This is a genomic window from Phycisphaerales bacterium, assembly GCA_016699835.1.
Taxonomy (GTDB): domain Bacteria; phylum Planctomycetota; class Phycisphaerae; order Phycisphaerales; family UBA1924.
This window is the reverse complement of record CP064987.1, coordinates 2,869,225-2,892,241: the sequence shown is the minus strand read 5'-3', so window position 1 is coordinate 2,892,241 and position 23,017 is coordinate 2,869,225. Positions and strand designations below refer to the sequence as shown.

25 protein-coding genes are annotated in these 23,017 nt (G+C 63.4%); 22 read left to right on the top strand and 3 right to left on the bottom strand.

The genetic code is table 11. From position 1 onward, the window contains the following. The first annotated feature begins 140 nt into the window (after positions 1–140). The 17 genes from IPK69_11955 (at position 141) to IPK69_11875 (ending at position 13,480) form a co-directional block, all read left to right on the top strand. Positions 141–641: a phage terminase small subunit P27 family gene (locus IPK69_11955; GenBank protein ID QQS08686.1), complete on the top strand. Its 501-nt coding sequence runs from the start codon at positions 141–143 to the stop codon at positions 639–641. Further along, positions 586–2,232, top strand: coding sequence for a terminase large subunit (locus IPK69_11950; protein QQS08685.1), 1,647 nt, complete (start codon positions 586–588; stop codon positions 2,230–2,232). Before IPK69_11955 ends, IPK69_11950 begins: the two co-directional genes overlap by 56 nt. Then, complete coding sequence (locus IPK69_11945; GenBank protein QQS08684.1) at positions 2,229–3,596, top strand: phage portal protein; 1,368 nt, start codon at positions 2,229–2,231, stop codon at positions 3,594–3,596. Before IPK69_11950 ends, IPK69_11945 begins: the two co-directional genes overlap by 4 nt. A 41-nt stretch (positions 3,597–3,637) precedes the next feature. Further along, positions 3,638–4,294 carry an HK97 family phage prohead protease gene (locus IPK69_11940; GenBank protein QQS08683.1) on the top strand — a complete coding sequence of 219 codons (657 nt, stop codon included), beginning with the start codon at positions 3,638–3,640 and terminating at the stop codon, positions 4,292–4,294. A gap of 61 nt (positions 4,295–4,355) precedes the next feature. Continuing rightward, a complete protein-coding gene (locus tag IPK69_11935) occupies positions 4,356–5,681 on the top strand; it encodes a phage major capsid protein (protein ID QQS08682.1) in 1,326 nt (441 codons plus the stop codon). A gap of 111 nt (positions 5,682–5,792) precedes the next feature. Continuing rightward, entirely contained in the window at positions 5,793–6,041 is a 249-nt protein-coding gene (locus tag IPK69_11930; GenBank protein ID QQS08681.1) for a hypothetical protein, read from the top strand. A 57-nt stretch (positions 6,042–6,098) separates the two neighbouring features. Then, complete coding sequence (locus IPK69_11925; protein QQS08680.1) at positions 6,099–6,530, top strand: hypothetical protein; 432 nt, start codon at positions 6,099–6,101, stop codon at positions 6,528–6,530. A gap of 208 nt (positions 6,531–6,738) precedes the next feature. Beyond that, positions 6,739–7,362, top strand: a complete 624-nt coding sequence (locus IPK69_11920; GenBank protein QQS08679.1) for a phage head-tail connector protein — start codon at positions 6,739–6,741, stop codon at positions 7,360–7,362. 19 nt (positions 7,363–7,381) lie between these two features. Continuing rightward, positions 7,382–7,720 carry a phage head closure protein gene (locus IPK69_11915; GenBank protein ID QQS08678.1) on the top strand — a complete coding sequence of 113 codons (339 nt, stop codon included), beginning with the start codon at positions 7,382–7,384 and terminating at the stop codon, positions 7,718–7,720. Between the two features lies 1 nt (position 7,721). Next, positions 7,722–8,321, top strand: coding sequence for an HK97 gp10 family phage protein (locus IPK69_11910; protein QQS08677.1), 600 nt, complete (start codon positions 7,722–7,724; stop codon positions 8,319–8,321). Continuing rightward, on the top strand, positions 8,318–8,707 hold the full coding sequence (locus IPK69_11905) for a DUF3168 domain-containing protein (GenBank protein QQS08676.1): 390 nt from the start codon (positions 8,318–8,320) through the stop codon (positions 8,705–8,707). The genes IPK69_11910 and IPK69_11905 overlap by 4 nt, the downstream gene beginning before the upstream one ends. 60 nt (positions 8,708–8,767) lie before the next feature. Further along, a complete protein-coding gene (locus IPK69_11900) occupies positions 8,768–9,199 on the top strand; it encodes a hypothetical protein (GenBank protein ID QQS08675.1) in 432 nt (143 codons plus the stop codon). Positions 9,200–9,396: 197 nt separating this feature from the next. Further along, complete coding sequence (locus IPK69_11895; protein ID QQS08674.1) at positions 9,397–9,816, top strand: hypothetical protein; 420 nt, start codon at positions 9,397–9,399, stop codon at positions 9,814–9,816. Positions 9,817–9,866: 50 nt separating this feature from the next. Then, positions 9,867–10,106, top strand: a complete 240-nt coding sequence (locus IPK69_11890; GenBank protein ID QQS08673.1) for a hypothetical protein — start codon at positions 9,867–9,869, stop codon at positions 10,104–10,106. 2 nt (positions 10,107–10,108) lie between these two features. After that, entirely contained in the window at positions 10,109–12,535 is a 2,427-nt protein-coding gene (locus IPK69_11885) for a hypothetical protein (protein ID QQS08672.1), read from the top strand. Positions 12,536–12,581: 46 nt separating this feature from the next. Then, a complete protein-coding gene (locus IPK69_11880) occupies positions 12,582–12,992 on the top strand; it encodes a hypothetical protein (protein QQS08671.1) in 411 nt (136 codons plus the stop codon). An 8-nt stretch (positions 12,993–13,000) separates the two neighbouring features. Beyond that, complete coding sequence (locus IPK69_11875) at positions 13,001–13,480, top strand: hypothetical protein (protein QQS08670.1); 480 nt, start codon at positions 13,001–13,003, stop codon at positions 13,478–13,480. A gap of 481 nt (positions 13,481–13,961) precedes the next feature. Here IPK69_11875 and IPK69_11870 read toward each other — a convergent pair whose 3' ends face one another. The 3 genes from IPK69_11870 to IPK69_11860 all read right to left on the bottom strand — a co-directional run bounded on the left by IPK69_11870 (position 13,962) and on the right by IPK69_11860 (position 15,946). Continuing rightward, a complete protein-coding gene (locus IPK69_11870) occupies positions 13,962–14,573 on the bottom strand; it encodes a helix-turn-helix domain-containing protein (GenBank protein ID QQS08669.1) in 612 nt (203 codons plus the stop codon). 605 nt (positions 14,574–15,178) lie between these two features. Beyond that, positions 15,179–15,538, bottom strand: a complete 360-nt coding sequence (locus tag IPK69_11865) for a transcriptional regulator (protein QQS08668.1) — start codon at positions 15,536–15,538, stop codon at positions 15,179–15,181. Positions 15,539–15,565: 27 nt separating this feature from the next. After that, positions 15,566–15,946 (bottom strand): hypothetical protein, encoded by a 381-nt coding sequence (locus IPK69_11860; GenBank protein ID QQS08667.1) that lies wholly within the window; start codon positions 15,944–15,946, stop codon positions 15,566–15,568. A gap of 275 nt (positions 15,947–16,221) precedes the next feature. Here IPK69_11860 and IPK69_11855 point away from each other — a divergent pair, with 275 nt between their 5' ends. From IPK69_11855 to IPK69_11835, 5 genes are all read left to right on the top strand, one after another. Next, positions 16,222–16,500, top strand: coding sequence for a hypothetical protein (locus tag IPK69_11855; GenBank protein QQS08666.1), 279 nt, complete (start codon positions 16,222–16,224; stop codon positions 16,498–16,500). A gap of 93 nt (positions 16,501–16,593) precedes the next feature. Further along, on the top strand, positions 16,594–17,253 hold the full coding sequence (locus IPK69_11850) for a hypothetical protein (GenBank protein ID QQS08665.1): 660 nt from the start codon (positions 16,594–16,596) through the stop codon (positions 17,251–17,253). A 34-nt stretch (positions 17,254–17,287) separates the two neighbouring features. Continuing rightward, positions 17,288–17,740 carry a hypothetical protein gene (locus IPK69_11845; protein QQS08664.1) on the top strand — a complete coding sequence of 151 codons (453 nt, stop codon included), beginning with the start codon at positions 17,288–17,290 and terminating at the stop codon, positions 17,738–17,740. A 49-nt stretch (positions 17,741–17,789) separates the two neighbouring features. Continuing rightward, positions 17,790–18,245, top strand: a complete 456-nt coding sequence (locus tag IPK69_11840; GenBank protein ID QQS08663.1) for a DUF1833 family protein — start codon at positions 17,790–17,792, stop codon at positions 18,243–18,245. A 10-nt stretch (positions 18,246–18,255) separates the two neighbouring features. Further along, positions 18,256–23,010: a C40 family peptidase gene (locus IPK69_11835; GenBank protein QQS08662.1), complete on the top strand. Its 4,755-nt coding sequence runs from the start codon at positions 18,256–18,258 to the stop codon at positions 23,008–23,010. The last annotated feature ends 7 nt before the right edge of the window (positions 23,011–23,017 follow it).

The window sequence follows — 23,017 nt, the reverse complement described above, 5'->3', positions numbered from 1 at the left end:
AATTTCTCTGGGAGGGTGCGTGGGGACCGCAGTGGGGCCCGTCGCGTGCGCGCGCGCAGGTTTTGAAAACACTTAGCGACCAACGCCGACGCGGCTAGTTTTGGCGCATGGGGAAACGTGGTCCTCCGCCGAAGCCGACCGTGCTGAAACTCGTCGCCGGAAACCCCGGCGGGCGCAAGCTCAACGTCCAGGAAGTCGTGCCCCCGCCCGGCGACGCCGAGGCGCCCGAGCATCTCGACGAACGTGCCCGTCTCGTGTGGGATCAGGTCGTCCCGAAGTTGACGCGGATCGGACTCGCCCGTTCGGTCGACGGCGAGGCGCTCGCCCGGTACTGCCAGATGATCGTTCTGTGGCGCGACGCGACGGCGTTCATCGAGAAGAATGGCCGCTCCTATCCCGTTCGAGCGGACAGCGGGAACCCGAAGAAGCCCGGCAAGATCATCCGATTCTCCGCGTTCCCGGAGATATCCATGGTGCTGCGGCTCTCGCGTGACCTCCTGGCGATCGAGCGGGAGTTCGGGCTCACGCCGTCGGCGCGATCGCGCATCCAGGTCGCGGCCGAGAAAGCGAGTCAAGGTGACGTGAATGAGCTCAAAGCGAAGTTCTTCGGCTCGCGGCCGTCCTCGCCGAAGACCGGCTGAGGCACGAACGCCGCCCATCGCCGAGGCCTACTTCGACAAGGAGCAGGCCAACCGCGCGTGCCAGTTCTTCGAACTCTTCCTGACCCACACGAAGGGCGAGTGGGCGGGCCAGCCGTTCATCCCGCACGACTGGCAGCGTGACCAGATCATCCGACCGCTCTTCGGCTGGCGTCGCAAGTCCGATGGCCTGCGCTGGTACCGGCGCTGCGATCTGTGGGTGCCCAGGAAAAACGGCAAGAGCACGCTCGCCGCCGGCGTCGCGCTCTACCTGCTCTTCGGGGACGAGGAGGCCGGCGCCGAGCTCTATCTGCTCGCCAACGACAAGGAACAGGCCTCGATCGTGTTCCGCGAGGCCGCTCGGATGGTGCGGGCGTGCCCGGATCTGAACGACCGGAGCCAGGTGTTCGACTCGGCCAGGACGAAGTCGATCGTCTACCCCGAGCAGATGTCATCGCTGCAGGCGCTCTCGTCGTTGCCGCAGAACAAGGACGGCCTGAATCCCAGCGGCGTGGTGTTCGACGAAATCCACGAACTTCGGGATTTCGAGCTCTGGGACAAGATGACGACCGGATCGGCGACTCGCCGGCAGCCGCTCACTTTCGTCATCTCGACCGCCGGCTACGACCGGCACACCGTGGGCTGGCGCGAGTACGTCCAGGACAAGCGAATCCTCGAGGGCAAGAGCCGCATCGAGGACCGACTCGTCGTGATCTACGAGGCGGGCCCGAAGGACGATTGGAAACAGGAATCGACCTGGAAGAAGGCGAACCCCGGATATGGCGTCACGATCAAGCCGAGGGAGTTCCGGTCGCTCTTCAACGAGGCGCTCGAGGACGCGAGCAAGGAAGCGGCCTTCAAGCGGTATTTCCTAAACATCTGGACCGGGCAGAAGACCGGATGGCTCGACGTCGAGGACTGGGACAAGTGCGCCGGTCAGGTGGACCCTGCGGTCATGGCGTCGCTCCAGGCCTGGCTCGGGCTGGATCTCTCCAAGCGGTCCGACCTCACCGCCCTGGTCTCACTCTTCCGGCAGTCCGAGGGGGGCGCGAAACGGTTCTACGTGCTGCCCCACTTCTTCGTTCCCGAGGACAACATCGACCTCAAAGAGAAGCGCGACGGCGTCCCGTACCGAGAGTGGGCGAAGGCCGGCCATGTCACCCTGACCCCGGGCAACGTCGTCGACTACGCCGCCATCCGCGAGAAGATCCTCGAGGACTGGGCGAGGCGGTTCCAGATCCGAGAGGTCGCGTACGACCCGTACAACGCGACCCAGATCGCGAACGAACTCACGGCCGCCGGCATGACCTGCGCCGAGATCATTCAGACGATCAAGCACGTCTCGCCGGCGACGATGGAACTGAAGAACCTGGTCCTCGAGGGCAAGATCTCCCACGGCGGCAACCCGGTTCTGCGATGGATGGTCGAGAACGTCGCGGTGATCTCCGACGTGAACGGGAACGAGCGGCTGACCAAGAAGGGATCGACCAGCCGCATCGACGGCTTGGCGGCGTTGGTGACGGCCCTCGTCCGCGCTAGTGTGGCCGACGTGGCACCCTCGGTGTACGAGAAACGCGGAGTGATCCAGTTATGACCGCGACACAGAAGCACACGTCGGGCGGGTTGCTCGGGCGTTTCCGCACCCTGCTCCTGGGCGAGAGCCGGAACCTCGAGGACCCCAACACCCCGATCACCGCCGCCCAGCTCGCGGGCATCCTCGCCGGCGGCGAGTCGGGCTCGGGCGAGACGGTCACGCCGGCCAGCTCGATGCGCGTGAGCGCCGTCTTCGCCTGCGTGCGGGTGATCTCCGACGCCCTGGCCCGGATGCCCCTCATCACGTACGAGCGCACCGAGAATGGCCGCGAGCGGGCCAAGGACCACCCGCTCTATCGCCTGCTGAAGATCCGGCCGAACCCGGACATGAGCGCCTTCGCGTTCCGCAAAACGATGCAGGCGAACACACTCCTCTGGGGGAACGGCTACGCCGAGATCGTCCGCCGGCGATCGGGGATGATCGACGCCCTCATCCCTATCGAGTCGCCCCGTGTGACGCCCTGCCGCGAGAACGGAGAACTGCGGTACAAGGTGCAGACCGATCGGGGCATGATCACGCTGCTGAAGCGTGACATGCTCCACATTCCCGGGCTGTCGTACGACGGGATCTGCGGCCTGTCGGTCATTGCCCACGCGCGGCAGACGATCGGTGCGGCGCTCGCGGCCGACAAGTTCCAGGGCACACTCCTCAAGAACGGGCTCCGACCCAGCGGCGTCCTCGAGCACCCCGGGAAAATCGGCGACGCTGCTCTCAAGAACCTCCGTGAGTCTTTGACGCACGTCTACGGAGGCACGGCCAACGCCGGCAAGCCGATGATCCTCGAGGAGGGCATGAAATGGGCCGCGGCCGCGATGCCCCTCGAGGACGCCCAGTTCATCGAGACTGGCCAGTTCCGCGTCGAGGAGATCTGCCGGTGGTTCGGCGTGCAGCCGCACAAGATCCAGCACCTGGCCCGGGCGACGAACAACAACATCGAGCAGCAGAGCCTCGACTTCCTGGGCGACACGCTGGCGCCGTGGGTCGAGGCGACCGAGCAGGAGTTCAACTGGAAGCTCTTCGGCCAGGACGAGCAGGACACCCACTACGTCGAGCACCTGACCCAGGCGATCATCCAGATGGACGCGAACGCCCGAGGCCAGTTCTACGAGCGGTTGTTCCGGGTCGGCGGCATCTCGAGCGACGAGATCCGCGAGCGGGAGAATATGAACGACCTGCCCGACGGCCGCGGCAGGACCTACTGGACCCAGTCGTCGAACATGCCCATGCCGACCGAGGACCAGCGCGACGAACTCATCGACTCCTGGATCAAGAAGGGCGGCGGACCCGGCGGCTCGGGTGGACCTGGCGACGATCCGGGCTCACCCGATCCCAAGACCGATGGCAAAGTAGCGAAGGACGGCTGACGCGCCTAGTTTCGCCGCGTGGACGGCAGACAGGTGCGCTCATGGCTGTGAAGAAAGTCGAGCGGCGATTCCACGCCGGCGTTGAACTTCGCGAGGCTGGCGACGCCAAGGATGGTCGCATCGCCACGCTGCAGGGGTACGCCGCCCTCTTCGATTCCAAGAGTGAGGACCTGGGCGGATTCGTTGAGACGATCCGTGCCGGCGCGTTCAAGACCTCTCTCGATCGCGGCGACGACATCCGTGCCCTGGTCGGTCACAACACCGACCTGGTGATCGGCCGGCGGACCGCGAAGACGCTCGACATCTCCGAGGACAAAAAAGGCCTCAAGGTCGAGATCGCCGTGCCCGACACCTCTGCCGGTCGCGACCTGGTCGTGAGCGTCAAGCGAGGCGACATCACCGGCATGAGTTTCGGGTTCGCCACGGTCGAGGACGAGTGGACCAGGAAGACGGAGAACGCACGGACGGTGTACTTCCGCGAGCTGATCGAGGTGGACCTGTTCGAGGTCTCGGCTGTCGCGTTCCCGGCCTATCCGGAAACGAGCGTCGAGGCCAGAAACACCGATCGTTCGGCGAAGGACATCCTCGAGGAGGGGATCCGTCGGCTCGGCAAGGACGCCGGCCACGGGTCCTTCCGGCGGAGAGATCGACTCATCAGCGCGTATCGCACACGCGTGGCGTTGTGGACTGGGAAGTAGGCGAGGTCTAGTCTCGGCGCGCGGGAAGTGGACGTGAACCGCATGGCCGCGGGAGGCACACATGGCAGTCAAGAAGCGGACGATCACGGTCGATCTGTCGAAGACAATTGACGATCTGCAGGACAAGCGTTCGAAGGCCCGCGACAAGGCCGACGAACTGGTTGCTCGTGTCACGACTGAGGATCGTGAGTTCACACCCGACGAGGAGAAGGAGCTCAAGGAGCTCCAGGACCAGATCGTCGCATATCAGAAGCGTGAGGACCTGCTGACCAAGCACCTGAAGTCCCACGAGGATGCCGACGACGAGGGTGTCTCCAGAACCCAGAACCGAGACGTCGATCCCCGAAGGTCCGCCGGCGAGAGCGGGCGCACCGAGGCCGAGGAGCGTGAGTCGAACTACTCCGCGGCCTTCGACAAGTTCCTCCGCCATGGTCTGGGTAGCGTCACCCAGGAAGAGCGTTCGATCCTCCAGTCTCGGTTCTCGTCACTACCCAATGACATCGAGGCCCGCGACCTGTCCGCCATCACCGGCGCGACGGGCGGGTTCACCGTCCCGACCGGATTCATGGCGCAGGTCGACAAAGCGATGAAGGACTACAGCGGCGTGCTGAAGTCCAACGCGCAGACGATCACGACCGACAGCGGCAACGACCTGCCCTGGCCCACGGTGAACGACACGAGCAACGAGGGCGAGTTGGTCGGCGAGAACACGGCGGTTGCCAACGCCGATGTCTCCTTCGGCCAGATCACCGCGAAGGCCTACACCTTCAGCTCGAAGCTCATCCTGGTTCCGATCCAGTTGCTCCAGGACACGGGCGTCAATGTCGAGGCCCTGCTCTCCGATCTCATCTCCGAGCGCATCGGCCGCATCCTGAACCGGATGCTGACGATTGGTACTGGCGCGAATCAGCCCCAGGGCGTGGTGAACGGGTCGACGCTCGGGAAGACCGCGGCCGGCGCCACGGCGATCACGTACGACGAGCTTGTCGACCTTGAGCACTCGGTCGATCCGGCGTACCGGACCAACGCCGCGTTCATGTTGCACGACACGACCGTCGGCCTCCTCCGAAAGCTCAAGGACTCGGCCGGTCGGCCGCTGTGGATGCCCTCGATGAACGCGGGGATGGCGGACGGCGCCCCGGGCCTGCTCAACAACCGGCCCTACCTCGTCAACCAGAACATGGACCTGCCCACCACCGGCAAGAAGTCTGTGCTTTTCGGCGACTTCAGCAAGTACAAGATCCGCCGTGTTCGCGGGATGCAGATCCTCCGGCTCACCGAGCGCTACGCCGAGAAGCTGCAGGTCGGCTTCTTCGCCTACCTGCGTGCCGACGGCCGCCTCTCCAACGCCGGCACGAATCCCATCAAGCACCTGATTCAGGCCTAGTCCTGGCTCGACACCGAGATCCTTTACTCATTCGTGAGAGGGTCCGGCTCGCTACCCGCGGGCCGGACCCATTGAGAAGCCGATGCCCGTCCCGATCACTGGAGACCAGCCATGCGCATCAAGTTCCGCACCTCGATTTCGGGTTTGAACTACAGCCACATGCCCGGCGAGGATGTTGACTGGCCCGACGACAAGGAAGCGAAGCGGTTTATCGACGCCGGCTATGCCGAACTCGTTGAGCCGACCAAGGCCGCCGCGAAGGCCGCCGCGAAGGACGATCGCAAGGTTGAACACGCCGACGGCGCAGGCACCGGCAAGCGATCGGGCAAGACCAAGGAAGAAACGACGCTCAAGCGGTGACGCTCTGGGCCGGTAGTGGACATTCGCACCGGAATCCACCGGGGCAAGGAGAGCATCATGGCCAACGTGTTTACCGAGGAGAATGCGATTCGTCTCGCCGTCGCCGGCGCTGCCAGCGGCACCACGCCGGTGAGCGGCGCCACGATCGACACGGCCGGCTACGACGGTGTGGCGGTGTTCTGCACGATCGCCACCCAGAACGCCGGCAACTACCTCGCGCTTGATCATGGCGACGCCTCGGATATGTCCGACGGCGCCAATGTGGCAGGCTCGAAGGTCGTGGCCGTCGCCAACGGCCAGGTAGTCTGCGTCGACATCAACAAGCCCATGAAGCGGTATGTGAAGCCCGCGATCGTCCGCACCGCAGCAACCATCACCGGCGACATGTACTACATCCTGTACAAAGGGCAGTTCAAGCCGACGCTCAACCAGGTCGCCAACACCCTGATCAGCAAGTCGCTTGTGAGCCCACCGACCGGAACGCCCTAACCCCACCCCCACGAGCACTGGGGGTGGGACGTAAAGCCCACCCCTGGTGTTTTCGCCGCACGTTGGACCCGACCCCACCGTGCTGCACCCTGGTCGCCAATGTGGCGGCCGCCGGCCCGTTCCTCGCACCCCGGCGAGTCCACGCGTCCGGAATCGGGGGCGGGCCGGTTCCCTGCTGGTCCGTCCCCGCTCCATGGAGCGCCCATCGATGGCGGTCGAGATCGTCACACCACCGACCGAAGAGCCGGTCACCCTCGTCGAGGCGAAGGCCCACCTGCGGGTCGACGTCACGGCCGAGGACGATCTGATCACGCGGCTGATCGCCGAAGCCCGCGAGTGGGTCGAGCGATACACCAGGCGAGCGGTTGTGGACCAGACCTGGCGGCTGTGGGTCGACAGGTTCCCTGACGGCGCGGTCGACGAGTACGGGAAACCGATCCTGGGCAACCGGCCGCTGGGCGACGTGGCGATCTGGCTCCCCGGTGGCAAGATCAAGTCGATCAACAGCGTGAAGTACATCGACTCCGCCGGCGTGCTGCAGACGCTCGCCGGCACCGAGTACGCGCTCGACTCCAAGGACCCGCAGAAGCACTCCAGGCTCCTGCCGGCGTATGGAAAGACCTGGCCGATCGCCAGATCCGAACCTAACGCGGTGCAGATCGAGTACACCGCCGGCTATGGCGACGCCACGGCCGTCCCGGCGATCATCAAGCAAGCGGTGCTGCTCCACGTGGGCTGGAACTACGAGAACCGCGAGGCGGTCGGTCGCGGGGACTTCCTGCCCTCGCTTGAGTTGAAACTGGCGGACGTCAGGCTGTTCCAGTTCGCGTGATCCCGGGAGATCCATGGGCATGAAGGCCGGCGAGCTCGATCGACGAATCCTGATCCAGCGGGCCGTGGCCCTGCGGAACGACCACGGCGAGATCATCATGGGTTGGGTCGACGTCGCCACGACCTGGGCGGCGTTCAAGCGAGTGAGCGGCGTCGAGGAGCAGAAGGCCGAGCAGCGATCGAACCGCCAGCAGGTGCAGTTCACGATCCGATACAGGGCCGACATCGACCCGACCATGAGCGTGGTTTACGACGGCGAGCGATACGAGATCGAGGATGTGGGCGAGGCAGGTGACGGCCGGCGTGACGGCCTGGTGCTGAGCGGGTACGCTCGCGAGGTCAAGAGCGGAGGAGGGTGACGTGCCCGCGATCGGTAATGGGTTTCGAGTCGAGATCGACGTCGCGGATGTCCGTCGCAAGATGGAGCTCCTGGGCGTGCGGTTGACGACAAACGTCATCCGGCGAGCCCTCCTCTCTGGCGCGAGGGTGATCCGCGACGAGGCCAGGATCAAGGCCCCGAAACGGACCGGCGCCCTCAAGAAGGCCATCGTCGCCGAGACCGACCGAAAGGGTTCGACCCGGGATCGGCTGGTCGCCGTCGTGAAGATCGCGCCAAAGTCCTACACCGTCTCCCCGAAGGGTCGGGCCAAGACGGTGAGTAGCAAGGTGCAGAAGGCTCGCGGCAAGCGCAGCGTCAAGGGCGAGGTCTACCCGCGTGCGTACGCGCACCTGGTCGAGTTCGGCACCAGGCCGCACGCCGTTGGAAAGGGATCGAGACTCAGCAAAGGCAGGGCTGGTGGAGCCATGCACCCAGGCACACCGCCACAGCCGTTTATCCGGCCGGCGTACGACACCAAGCGCGGTGAGGCCTCGAGCAAGATCATCGCGACCCTTCGACAGGAGTTCCAGAAGGAACTGACCAAGCTCGGACAGGGAACGAGAAGGAAGGCCGCGTCGTGACAATCGAGGCCGAGTTGTTCCAGTTCCTGACGACGAACGCCGCCCTGTCCGGCCTGCTCGCTGATCGGCTCTACCCGAAACAGTTGCCGCAGAACCCCATCTACCCGGCGATCGTCTACCACAGGATCTCGGGGGCTCGGGACTACTCGCACGACGGATCAGGCAACCGGGCAGAGCCGAGGTTCCAGTTCGATTGCTACGACAGGACCCACGTGGGGGCGAAGGCCCTCGCCGAGGGACTTCGGCTCGCACTCAGCGGGTACAGAGGGCCAATGGGTACGGTCGATGTCCAGAGCGCGTTCCTCGAGGACGACGACGATGGATACGACGACGACATGAAGGTCTACTGGTACCGCATGGACTTTGCCATCGCCCACGTCGAGTGAGGTCGCCGGCGACGACTGACGCGCCTAGTTTCGCGGCGTGGACGTGAGGAGGCGGTGGTCATGGCTGCACACAAAGCCAAGGGCGGCTTCGGAACCAAGTTGTTTCGAGACGACGGAACAGGAACGTTCGTCGCCGTCGCCGACTGCAAGGATTTCAACGGCCCGACACTCGGTAGCGTGATCGAGGACGCCACACACATGGAGTCGCCCGAGGGCTGGGAGGAGAAGGTCCACGTCGGCCTGAAGAACGCCGGCGACCTGACGTTCCAGATGCACCTTGTCCAGGACGACGCCACCCAGAACCCCCTGTATCTGGACCAGGCCGCCGGAACCCTCTCGAACTACAGGCTTGTCTTCCCTAGCGGAACCAAGCGCCTGGCCTTCACGGCGTATGTCGCGAACATCGGCCACACCTTCCCTGTGAAGGGCGTGATGATGAACGACGTGACGCTCTCGATCTCCGGGAAGGTCGCCAAGGAAACGCATCCCTAAACCATGGCGACATCGCCGAACATCACCGTGCTTACGAGCACATGGAGGGTTCGGCTCGCGGTCGTGCTGGTGCGTTTGGTCGCGTTCCTCTTCCGCCGCCGACCTCACACGGTCTGGTTCAGGATGGTGACGCTCAAATCGAAGCGGCGAGGTGAGATCCGAGTCGCCGCAGTGCCCGTTCTCCGCTGGAGACGAACATGAACGCTCCGTCCGTGACCGTGACCGTGACCGTGGCCGGCAAACCGCAGACCGTCGTCTTCGATCTCGACCGCATGGTCGCGATCGAGGAGGCTACGGGCATGACGGTCATCCAGGCACTCGAGGAGTTCTCGACGTACTCGCCCAAATCCTCTAAGGGCAAGGATCCGACCGAGAAAGAGGTCATCGCCGCCGCGACCAGGTTCAGCGTGAAGCTCGTCAGCCGATTCGTTTCTGGGTGTCTGGACATCCCGAGCAGCAAGATCGGTTCGGCGATCCCGCTCCCCGATCTCAAGCGACTCTTCAACGAGCTCGGGGATGGGTTCGTCGATGCCATCCGCCAGATGAACGGCAGAAGCACGCCGGACGAGGACCCACCGGTAGCCCCTTCAGACGCCCCTCAGGCCTCCGCCGCCTGAGAGCCTGGGCCAGGGTCGAGCTGGGCATCACGCCCTTGGAGCTCGGCTCGATGTCGATGGCGGAGATTGGAGAACTCTTCGACGCCTGGAGCTGGCGAGAGCGACGTCGTGACCTGAGATTCGGCCGTCTCTCGGCGCTCATCGCCAACGTGCATCGCAGCTCGAAGACACACCCAATCCCGTACTACCCGGCCGACTTCTTCGAGACACTCCAGAGCGAGAGTCACGAGTGGCCGGACGATGGCGAGTTAGAGGGGAAGATGGATCACATAGCGTCCGCACTGGGATAACCATGACCGCGATCGGATCCGTACAAGTCGATTTCATCGCGAACGTTGGTCAGTTCGCCAGGGACACGCGCGACGTCACCAAGGGCGTGACGGCGATGTCGCTCAAGGTCGGGCAGTTCGCCAGGAAGGAGCTCGCGAGCGCCAAGACCTGGTTCGACAAGACGGCGTCGGCGGCGACCAGCTTCAAGGCCGTGCTGACCGGGACGCTCGCGGTCCTGGGTGCGTACCGGTTCGTGTCGGCCCTGGACAACGCCGCCGACGTCGTCGACAAGATCGGCAAGTCGGCCAAGGCGGTGGGCCTGACGGTCGAGGAGATGTCGGCCTTGCGGTTCGCGGCCGGCGAGTCCGGCATCGAGTTCGAGCGGCTGGCGACCATGGCTGGCCGGGCGGCAAAGGAAGTCGCGACGATCGTGGCCAAGGGCCAGACAACTGAGAAGATCGGCCGACTGAACATCCGGCTCACCGACACTTTTGGCCGTGTCCGGAGCATCTCTGAACTCCTGCCCTCGCTGGCCAAGGGAATCGAGTCCGCGAGCAGCCACGCAGAGAAGGTGAGGCTCTCGGAGAAGTTCTTCGGCCGTGAAGGCGGCGCCAAGTTCCTCACGTTCCTCAAGGAGAGCGGCGGGTACGTCAAGGGCCTCGCCGAGCAGACCGAGCGGGCGCGGCAGTTGGGCGTGCTCTTCACCGATGACCAGGTCGCAAAACTGACCGCGTATAGAGACTCCGTGGGCCGTATCAAAGAGGCCTGGCTGGGTGTGAAGGTGAACCTCGCGACCGAAGTCGCTCCGTTCGTGACAGACATGCTCAACGCGTGGTCCATTCGGATCGCGAGCATGCCCAAGCTCATCCGTGCCGCCGGCACGGCGCTGAAAGAGTTCAGTCTCGGAGACGAGGACCAGAGGAAGCAGGCGGCCGACTCGCTCACCAAGACGCGAGACGCGATGATCGGCGTCCTGAAAACGAGCTCGATCGAGTTTGGCAGAGTTGCCGGCACGGCACTCGTCGAGACCGTCGTCATCGGGATAACTGCCGCGGCGCCGGCGATCGAGGACGTCTTTCGCGACAGCATCGGTCCGATCCTGAGCGAAATCCCGGGAGTTGACATCGAGCTGTCGTCAAAGGGCAAGCTCGCGAAGCTGCGTGAGGAGTACTCGAGGTTCAGCGACGTCTTGTACCGTATCCAGAAGGTCCAGGACAACCTCGACAACAACCCGTATCTCGAAGGCCAGGACCGGTTCAACGTCGAGAAGGAGCTCGACTCGCTCAACGCCGAGCTCAAGAGGCTCGGCGACGTCGCCGCGATCCAGAAGAAACTCGCCGCCCAGGAGCGGATGGTCGCGTTGGAGGAGTCGAATCGTGCCTTGGTGCTCGCCAAGGCGTTCGCCGAAGGTTTCACGGCAACGGGCAACGCTGCGGACGAGGCAAAGAAGAAGATCGCCGAGGCCACGGCGAAGTTCGACGAAGCCAGGAACGAACTCGTCGCGCTCTACGACAGGAAGGACGAGGCAACCGAGTCCACCGGGCGAGGACCGTCGTTCCCGGACATAGGCGGGTTCTTCGACCGGATGGTGTCAAAGGCGAAGGACACCGGCAAGCAGATTGGTGCGAACCTCGCCGATGGTTTCTCATACCTCAAGGAGCGGGCAAAGACCACCTGGAAGGAAACCCAGGAGGTCCTCAAGGACGCGGACCAGATCCGGTTCAGCATCTACCCGCAGGAGAAGATGGAGGCGGAGATCGCCAATGTCCGCGCCGTTCGCGACGAACTCGTGAAACTCGGGCTGGGCGCGAAACTCACCGCGGAGGATGTCACAAGGGCAATCGAGAAGATCAGAGCGTCGTACGCAGAGTCTCCTGAGAAAGTCAGGAATCTCGCAAATGACATGCGAGACGCTATCCAAGGGTTTGCGTCCGATGCATCTCAATCTTGGACGGATTGGATATTCGATGCGAAGGGCTCAATGAAGGATCTCCTGAAGAGCTGGGGCAAGACCTTGTTCGCAATGGCATCGCAAGCACTGATTTTCAAACCTCTATTCGACGTCCTTGGTGCAAAATTTGGAACTTGGCTCGGAACGACACCTGCCGGCCAAGCCCCTACTGGAGCCGCTACGAACGCCGATGGTGGACCAGTCTCTGGTGGCAGCTGGTCCTGGGTCGGGGAGCGAGGCCCTGAGCTTGTTCACTTCGGCAGTTCGGGGTATGTCTACCCCAACGGCGTGATGCCTGGCGGGAACACATTGGTGCAGATCTTTGACCAGCGGAGTGGAGGTGCGAGGCCCGAAGTGTCCGAGAACCGTGGTCCAGATGGTCGGAGAATGATCAGAGTCCTGATCCGGGATGAGGTCCGGGGCATGATGGGAGACGGCAGCCTGGACCGATCTCTGGCTTCGAACTATGGGGTTGGACGCCGCGGGACTTCCCGATAGGCCCGATTTGTGTTACACTTCCCCTCGGACTCGCCGGGAGGAACGCATGCGAATCTTGATACTTGCGGTGGCGATCTCATTGATCTCTGGATGTCAATCGGGCATCTACGCAATGAACGCTGACCAGCTCCAGCAGCAGCCGACTATCTCTATCGCCGAGGCGTATGGGAACTCAAGGATCGGCTGGCCAATGAACCCAAAGCCGTTCGAAACCGAGCTCAAGCGGCGTGACGCATTCAATGACGCCGACTGGGCCAGGATCCAAAAGCGGGAACTCAAGCCGGGCGACTCGATGACGTTCACGTACGCGTCGTGGGGGCCGCCGGATGATGCCCTCACCCGTGACGGGCTCGATCGGGATTACGCGATCTGGCACTATCGCGACAACGCGACGCGGCCTGGCGCCAGGGGGTACGTGCACTTCACCGGGCAGCTCGTCACCGCGATCGATCGCTGAGGTTCAATATGAACAAACGAATCGGACTGATTCTCGTAGTCTTCACCTGTATGCTCTGCGGATGTGCCTTGCAACCTAAGCCTCGGCTCGCTCAATACATCCCCAGCGAGTACGAGTCATTTCTTCGTGGTGGGACGGGTTCGATCGAGGGTCAGGCATTTCTGGTGACTATGGGAGGAGACGTCAAGGTCGGTGCAGGCCGAGAAGTCAGACTGAACCCTGTGACGACGTTCTCGAATGAGTGGTACGCCAGAGCGGTACTCCATGGTGAGAATCTCGAGCCCGCGCCAGATGCCGTGCCGCCATCACACACGACGATTGCCGACGGCGATGGCAGATTCAGGTTCGGTGGCTTGGCGGCGGGCGACTACTACCTCATGTGCAACATTTTCTGGGCGGTCAACGAGAATCGGGTAACCGGAGGGGCCGCCCACGCCAAGGTACACGTCGACGAGGGCAAGGTCACCAATGCCGTGGTGACGAGGTAGATGTGCGACCATCTCCGACCGCTAGAACACACTGGTACACCATGCTCAAGAGCTGCAAACTCATCGCAGGTATTGTCGCGTTTTCGATTGCGGCGTGCGGGGGAAGGCCAGATCCGGACTCGGCATCCCCGCCTTCGATCCCAACCACTTCAGCCTCAGGCATTGCTCAGGTCGAGACCAGGTCGCGACCGTCTGTAGCCGCGTCTCAATCGCAAGTGTCCTTCACAGTCTACCGCACTCGCACGGGTACTAAGTACCACCGTGCGGGCTGCTCATATCTCCGGAAGAGTTCGATCTCAGTCCGCCTCGACTATGCCCAGACGGCAGGACTGACGCCATGCTCGCGATGCCGGCCGTGAGTTTGTGAGTCAATGAACGAAGCCGTTCAGTCTATTGAGCTGATTTCTTTGAATTTCCAGCCATCTCTTTTTCATACCTCTCAACGTTTGTACGCAGCATTTCCGCAATCAGCTTTACGTGTTCAACAGTGGTACACAATCTCGCGACTTCGAAGTTTGCTTGAACGTCGTGGTAGTTTACTGAGAACGACAGAATGGCTACCGGAACGTCCCGACGGAAAGAGAGCCGCGCACTGTCCACCCAGGTCGGACGCACTGTACTTGGGTCTACTGACACCGAGTGAGTAGTGTGTTGATGGGCTGCCTCCACCGCTTGCTGAGGAGAAGTCTTCATTGCTGTTGATTTGGACTTTTTTCCAGACGCCGTACTCGGTTTCTTTGCCATCGATGCTCCCCATTTCAAATACAGAACCCGCCGCCGCGGTTTCGGTAAAGTCTTCCTCAGCTTCCAAAGTCTCTACGATATGGACCCTGATGCCCAACGCGTGAAATACCCTGCCAATCGTCTCTAGCCTGAGATTCGAATCTCCGTGAACGATCGCGCTAATCTCGGGATCATTCATGCGAGCAGCCTTGGCGAGCTGCGACTGTGTCAACTTCTTCTTCTTCAAGGCCTTTAGCACGATTGCCGCAACATCCATACGCAGCGCTACACCCACCATCTTGGGGTCATCGATCAACTCGTCGACGATCTGCCGAAGTGATAGCTCGTTCACATTGTCCTTCTGCGCCATTCGTTTGCCTGCTTAATTTGAGCCACTGCTTGAATTCGACCCCATTGCTTCTTCGTGTATCCGTTCGCGTCTTTCTCGAATGCGTCCAGTATCACGAAGCACTTCCGTTGTTCCGTTTCGTAGAATCCGATGATTCGAAAGAGAGATGAGTTTCGCCATCGGATTCGGTATGCACCTCCAACTTCGTGCCGAATGATCGCGTTCTCTTCGCCCTCAAGTCTCCAGAATCCTGCCTGAGCGAATCCCAAGAGTTTTTGGACGCAAGCCTTCGCGTCTTTGACATCCTGTCGTATGAGGCGTTCGGCCTCATCGGAAATCCAAACCTCCGTGAGAATACTACGGCCAGCGGGAATGAGGAGTTTGACTTCAACCATGATATTTTCGGCTATATCCTAATGCGGTTTCAGGCAATAAATACCGAAATTGATTCGTCGGTCCGAAAAAATTCTGAATAATCCGGCCAAAGCCCATACCGCTCGCCCAAGAGAAAAACGCTGTATACATCCTGAACGAGCCCGTCGAACGAACCGTTAGAATCACCAACTCCGTTTACGAAAAAGGCCGCACCCCTTTCGAGATGCGGCCTTTGCCTGATTGGTTCTCCACTACGCCGGCTGTGCGGCGGCTTCGCGGAGTTTCTGCTTCCACGACGCCGGATCCTCGGCAATCGTGTCGAGCAGTCGCCTGGCGGTGGGATTGGGCGGATTAGCGCCCTGCTCCCACGCCTGAACGGTGCTGATCGACACGCCGAGCAACATCGCAAAGACCCCCTGACTCGCACGAAGCGAATCTCGGATCTTGAGGATCTCATCCGGCGTGTACTCCCGTGGCGCAAGAATCATCTCCACGGTTCGCATTGTGAACCGATCGGAGACGTTCCCCGCCTCGAGTGAATCCCGGAGTTGCCGCATGCCACGTATGAGCATGGGACCCGGGCTTGCCTTTTGGGCTCCTTCGCGTGCCATGACTAACCTCCTGTGCCCCTGAGCGCGTTACCTGCTTCTCGGAAATCCAGTCGACCTGTCGGGCGTCCATCCCTCTGGACCGAACTTCTGGATGTCCTCAAAGATCTCCTTCAACTGGCGCTGCTCTTCCAGTTTCAGGTCTCCTGTATCGTCCGTTTCGGTGATCCCGATGAGGGCAACCTTTTCGGACTCGGGTAGATAGGCGTAGAACGCCGTGAGTTTGAGTGATCCACGGCTGTTTCCTGGCATCCCGAAATCGAACTTTCGAATCCCGCCCGTCCCAGGGATGATGGGCATGAGTGTTGGATTCAGCATGATCAGAGTTTCGATGTGTCGCTGCTCATCGTCCGAAAGACCGAATCTGATGAATGTTTCCGTGTACGGATCGAGTTGTATGAACGTCAGCAACTGACGCTCCGATCCGCTCACCATGTCCCACGTGCACACTACCTCTCGAAACTCCGTTTCGTGTCCTCGTCTGGGCATTTCAGCCTCCTTATTAGGTCCTGAATAGACGCCTCGCTCCTTGAAGCCGACTCGCTCTCCTCTCCCAGACTTCGAAGGACTCTATCCCAGCCGATAGGACAGATCAACCATCGGCGATTTTCCGCAATTCACTCCAAAGAGGCTACCAGGGGCGCTCCTAGGTAGGATGCGTTCCACGTGGACAGATGGAGTTGTCCATGATTCGCTGCGCAACCGTTCTCGCCCTCGCCACACTCGCACTCTCAACTCTGGCCGACAACCCGCCCCGGTGCCCCGCCGACGTCACCTTCGATGCCGCGGTCACCGTGGACGATCTGATCGAATTCACGGACGCGTTCTTCGCTGGCGATCTGGCGGCAGATCTCTGGAGTGCCGACGCCTGGGAGCTCCAGGACCCGCCCTCGACGGCCCCGGATGGAGCCGTGACGATCGATGATCTCCTGTACTTCCTCGAGCGGTACAACGCCGGGTGTTGATCCGCTGACGGCCTGTCGTTCGCGGCGGCTGGCGGTGCACCCTGCGACGGGTAGTATCGCCGGCCGCCGTGGACCGGCAGGCGAGTCGGAGCCATGGCGGACGTGATCTGGCCGGCTGGGTTGCCTCAGGCTCCCCAGGTCGCCGGCTACAGCCAGCAAGACGAGGAGCGGACCGTCCGCACGGCTATGGCCGTGGGACCGGCCAAGGTTCGTCGCCGCGCTACGGCCGCCGTCGAGAACTGCGACGTCGAGATCAAGCTCACACGCACCCAGGTCGCCCTGCTGAAGACGTTCTACCGCGAGTCGATCCAGGCCGGGGCTCTCGCCTTTACCTGGAAGCACCACCAGACCGGCAACGAGATCGACTACCGGTTCCTGGGCGCCCCCGTGCTCGTGCCCCGCGCCCCTCGCCAGGGCGGCACCGAGTATTGGGTCGCGACCTTCCGGCTCGAGACCATGCCCGGAACCGAGGTCACGAGCGAACCGCCGGATCCGCCAGATCCACCGCCCCCAGAAGACCCGCCGGTCATCGTCATCACACCAGACGTCGAGGCGCAGGAACGCGAGCGCAAGGCCGAACGCCGGCGCATCCCGCCGGTCCTGGTCTTCGATGAGCCCCAGGCCATCACGCCGGTCGCCGAGGACAGCCCGGTGATCCTGACCCCGCACAACACCAAACGACTGCGTCAGAACCTACTCGAGGAGCAGTACATCCAGCAATCGATCTGGTTCGACGACGGCGAGAAGAAATGAACGTGGACGCCCTCAGGGCTTGCAAGGAGGCATCATGGGAACGCGAATCATCGTTTCGACCAACGCGAATGTCGCAGCCGGCGCCGGCACGGCAAAGACCATCCTGGCGTACAAGCCCGCATCCGGTGTCGCCGCCAGGATCACCAAGTTCGGCGTGAGCTTCGACGGCACCTCCGCCGTCGACGCGCGAGCCACCGTCGACTTCCAGAAAAAGCCGTCGTCCGCGGGGACGTCCACCGACATCTCCACCGAAATCGCGACGATCGAGGGAAAGACCACCCAAGTCGGCGGGGCGTTCCAGAACTTCACCGCCGAGCCCGCCTCGGACGCCAGCACGAGGATCATGCGGGCGCAACTCATTCCCCCCACGGGCACCTTCGAAACCTTCGCCGACATCGCGCTCGACCCGTCCGAGCAGATCGGCCTGCGCGTCTATGGCGCCAGCGGCAAAAACGTCCGCGCGTGGATGGAGATCGAACTCGGCTGATCGAATCGCGGCCGGCAGGAGGTGATCGATCGCCAGGAATCTCTCGAGCGTGGCCCGTCGCGCGATCTACGCCCAGGAAACGGGCGAGGTCTTCCTGTTCCTGCTCACGCTGAGCCATCCCCAACTCCTTCAGCCCATCCGCGTCGTCAACAACAACGAGGACGTCACGAGCGACGGATTCGTCTATCAGCGTTTCCCGTTCGACGTGCACATGCCTCCAGAGAACGAGGACGCCCCTCCCAAGGTGAACCTCCGGGTCGCCGGCGCCGACCGAACGCTCGTCCAGGCTGTCCGGTCGCTCTCTGGTGAGGCCATGACGGCCGAGCTCTCGGTCGTGCTGGCAAGTTCGCCAGACACGATCGAGGCCGGTCCGCTCGAGTTCAAACTCCGCGACGTCACGTACGAGGCCGCGATCGTGGAGGGGAGTCTGCAGTTCGAGGACTTCCTGAGCGAGCCGTATCCCGCCGACAAACTCACCCCCGACAAGTTCCCGGGGCTCTTCTAGAGAACCACGAGTGCCAAGGCTCATCGAAAACCCGCCCCTCTGGGCCAGCAGATACATCGGCCTCGCCTTCACGGAGAACGGCCGCGATCGTGATGGCGTCGACTGCTGGGGTCTGACCCGTCTGGTGTATTTAGAGCAGTTCGGCATCTACCTGCCCTCACACCACGACGGGTATCGGGGACTCGAGGACGCGCCGGGCATTGCAGGCGTCGTCGATCACGAGCTCCGCCAGGCCGGCCACTGGAAGCCGCGTCAGGGCGACACACGGCTCGGAGACGTGCTGCTCTTCCGAGCCGGCGCCGGTAACCTCTGGCATTGCGGCATCGCGATCGCCAGGAACCGCATGCTGCACGCGCGGCATGGGACCGACTCGTGCATCGAACGGTTCGATGACCTGGCCTGGAGGCCCAGGCTCGACGGCGTGTTCGAGTTCTGCGGACCCATCCGAATCGCCGGCCGCGCCTCGCCCTTCAAGCCCGAGACGATCAATATGGCCGTCGCCGCCGGCGGCACTCTGGAGGAGATCCTCCAGGCCGCTGGCGTGCATCCCTCCCCACTGCTCCGCGTCTGGATCGGCGGCGCCGAGGTCGATCGCGAGCACTGGGGTCGCGTGCGACCCAAGGCCGGCCGGATGATTACCGCATCGGTGATACCCGCCGTTGACGGGAAGTCGCCACTGCGAATCGTCCTCTCGATCGCCGTGCTGGCCGCGGCCGTGTACACAGGCGCCGGCCTCTTCGGCGCCACCGGGTACTTCGGCACCTCCGTCGTCGGGCAGGCCCTGGTGACAGCGGGCGTCACGCTCGCCGGGACGCTGGCCATCAACGCCCTGATCCCGTTGCCACGGCCGCGGCTGAGCGACAACGCGGGCGGCGCGAACTCTCCCACCATCACCGGCTCTCGCAACGAGGCCAGGCCCCGCGGAGTCGTGCCCAGGATCTTCGGCGAGCATCGGGTCGCGCCGCTGTTTGGAGCCCTGCCATACACCGAGATCGTCGGCGACGATCAGTATCTCCGCCAGGTCTTCGTCATGGGCGAGGGACCACTCGAGCTCTCAGATTTCAAGATCGGCAACACCCCGATCGAGGACTATGAGGGCGTCGAAATCGAGGTCCGGGAGGGCCGACTCACCGACGAGCCGCTCAGTCTCTATCCCGGGATCGTCTTTGAGAACGCCGACCAGATTCTGCTCGAGCAGGTTGCCTCCTGGACGTCGAGGACGACCGACAACAGCGGGGACGAGATCTCGATCGACCTGACGTTCCCCAACGGCCTGGTGGAGTTCTCGACCAACGGCGACAGACAAGTCCGAACCGTCGAGGTGGCGGTCGAGTTCTCACCGGCTGGCGCCGACACATGGACGCCCGTGAACTTCGGATCGCCCGAGAGCGCCAGGGCCATGGACTTCATGTTCAGGACGCCCGAGGTCGAACTCGGCGGATCTGGAACCCACGTCGGCGCCGTCCAGTGGGGGCTGGGGTTCTCCGGCGCCAAGCCCTCGTATCTGCCGGCGACGAACTACTCGTGGGAGGCCTCGGGATACGTCCACGCCGACATCGCCTCTCGGACGCTCCAGCCCTACGAGTTCGCGATCGACTGCTCCGACGCCGGCCAGATCATCGTCGACGGCGCCGTGGTCGCGAGCTGGTACGGCTCGCATGGGACAGAGGGCGGCGGAAGCCCGTCGTTCTCCCACACCGGCACGATCCTGCTCCGCCGCGGCTGGCACCAGATCCAGGTCCGCCTCGAATCACGATCGACCGACGGCGCCGTGGCGCTCGGCTGGAAGCGCGTGGGCGATCCTGGGTTCACGGTCATTCCCTCCGACCATCTGGCCACTCAAGCCGACGGCGCCATGTCGAGCCGCGGAAAGCTCAACTACCGCTGGTTCGACACATCGGGTTACACGAGCAATCTCCTTGTCGAGTCCGACCGGACCGAGACCATCCGCCGGTCGCTCACCTGGGCCGTCGCCCGTGGGCAATACGACGTCCGCGTGCGCCGCGTTACGCCCGACGCCACGTCCGACCGGATCTTCGACCAGGTCTACTGGACGGCCCTTCGGACGATCCGCAACGAGGATCCGATCAAGATCATGGGTTGCGCCAAGATCGCCATCCGGATCAAGGCGACCGACCAGCTGAGCGGCGTGGTCGACCAGTTCAACTGCCTGGCGAGATCGATCCTTCCCGACTACGACTCAGAGACGGGCGAGTGGATCGAGAGGACCACGAGCAACCCGGCCTCGTGCTACCGCGCGGTGCTACAGGGTCGGAGCAACGCCAGGCCCATCGATGACGCCCGCGTCGATCTGTCCGAGTTCGAGGCGTGGCACCAATGGAATGTCGACAACGGGTTCCAGTTCAACGCGGTCATCGACTTCGAGGGCACCGTCTTTGAGCGGCTCACCGACATCGCGGCCGCCGGCAGGGCGTCGCCGGCGATGCGGGACGGACTGCACTCGGTGGTCCGCGACAAGCCCCAGACCACGCCGGTCCAGCACTTCACACCCCGCAACTCGCACAGCTTCAAGGGACGCAAGGCGTTTCCCGATCTGCCCCACGGCCTGCGATGCTCGTTTCTCAACAAGGATGTCGGATACCAGTGGGATGATCGGATCGTTCTCGATGACGGGTATGTCTACCCGGACAACGACGGCGTCCTGCGAGACGCTTTCGGAGTCGAGCGGAGCGATCTTCCTGTCGCCTCTCGCTTCGAGGTGGTCGAGTTCTTCGGCGTCACGAGTGCCAATGAGGTCTGGAAGCATGGCCGGTACACGATCGCTGTGGCCAGACTTCGGCCCGAGTTGTACGAGCTCTCCACCGACGTCGAGCATCTGGCGTGCAACCGCGGCGATCTGGTCCTCGTCACCCACGATGTCCCCTTGTGGGGGCTGAACTTCGGCCGCGTGACCCGCCTGGTCGTGGACACCGACAACAACCTCATCGGCCTGGATCTCGACGAACAGGTCACGATGGACGCCGGCGAGGATTACGTCGTCCGCGTGCGCCTCGAGGACGGCACCAGCTGGCTCCGGTCGGTCCAAACGGTCGAGGGGCAGGCGACCACCGTCACGCTCCAAGGTCCGGTGAGCCCCAGCGATCCACGGCCCAAGGTGGGCGACCTCTGGATGTTCGGGCGGCTTGGCTCGGAAACCCGTGAGCTCATTGTCAAGAGCATCGAGATCGACAGCGATCTGGGCGCGACACTGGTGCTGGTCGACCACGCCCCAGCGGTCCAGGACGCCGACAAGGGCGAGATCCCCGACTTCGACCCCGGCATCTCTCTCCCGCCGGCCTGGGAGAACAGACCCGAGGCGCCCGTGATCGAGAGCATCCGCTCCGATGACTATGTGATGATCCGCGACGCCGACGGGTCGCTCAGGCCTCGGATGCTCATCACGCTCCGCCGGCCATCGAGCGGGACGCGGCCGCTCGCTAACGCCGCCCAGGTGCGGTTGCGATCGATCCCCGAGCCTGGCGCGGCCGGCGAGGGGCCGTGGACGCACCTACCGCTGATCCCGATCGACGACAACCAGGTCTCGGTCGAGCGCGTCGAGGAGGGCGTGACCTACCAGATCCGACTCCGAACGGTGACGCCGACCGGGCTCACGAGCGTCTGGGTCGAGGCCGAACACACGGTCATCGGGAAGATCGGACCTCCGCCCGACGTGCAGAGCTTCGACGTGATCCGGCTCGCCGATGGAACGCGTCGATACTCGTGGAACCTCGGCGTGATCCCGCCCGACGTCGCCGGCGTCGTGATTCGATACGGCATCGGGGCCGAGGGACGCGGTTGGGATCTGCTCCAGCCGCTCCACGCGGGCGTGCTCGAGGGGGCCTCGCCGACCGAACTCAACGCCCCGCTCGCCGGCACGTGGACCTTTGGCATCAAGATGGTCGACACCAGCGGCAACGAGAGCGTGAACGCCCTGCTGATCGATCGCACCCTCGGACCACCCAGGCAGGACGACATCGCGTTCAGCGAGGACTGCAGGGTGCTTCGTTGGCCCGGCACCAAGACCGGCTGCGCGGTCGATTCCGACGGCACGCTTGCCGCGGTTGGCCGCGAGACCTGGGACACGCTCGCCTCGCCCTATGGCATCTCGACGTGGGATCAGTGGTCGGCCTGGACCATGGACCCTGAGCCTGTCATCGTCTACGAGCACCTGACGATCGACGCGGGGTTCCTCTTTGACTTTGAGCCCGGCGTGTACGCCCTGGTCGACGGCGTGATCGCGGTCGAGTTCGATTACTCGACCGATGGTGTGGACTGGGCCGGTTGGCTCCCTCTCGGCCTCTTCGAGGGCCGCACCGTGCGGGCGCGGTTCTGCCGTTTCCGCGTCACCGTCTCGATCGGCAATGGATCGACCTTCCCACGGATCCGAGAGCTCGTGCTGCTCCTGCGGGCCGAGACGATCACCCAGGACATCGAGGACCTCGAAACCGAGGCGCTGTCCCCGGAGCTTCGGCACGGCCCTGGCGACATCCACCTGCCCATCTCGTCGGCCCTCTTTGCCGTCGTCCGGACGATCTCCGTCTCGTTCAACGACACCGGCGCCGGGTGGACCTGGGAGGTGCTCAGCAAGTTCACGGTGCCGGGTCCACGCATCCGGCTCTTCGGTCCCGACGGCCAGCCGGCGGACGCGGTGATCGACGCAGTGATCCGAGGACTGCGATCGGCCGACGGCTCACGCGCGTTCATCCGCGCGGGTAGGCTGGACTTCCAGTTCGCGGCGAACTCGCCACTGATCGGCGCGGTGTAGTCAAGGA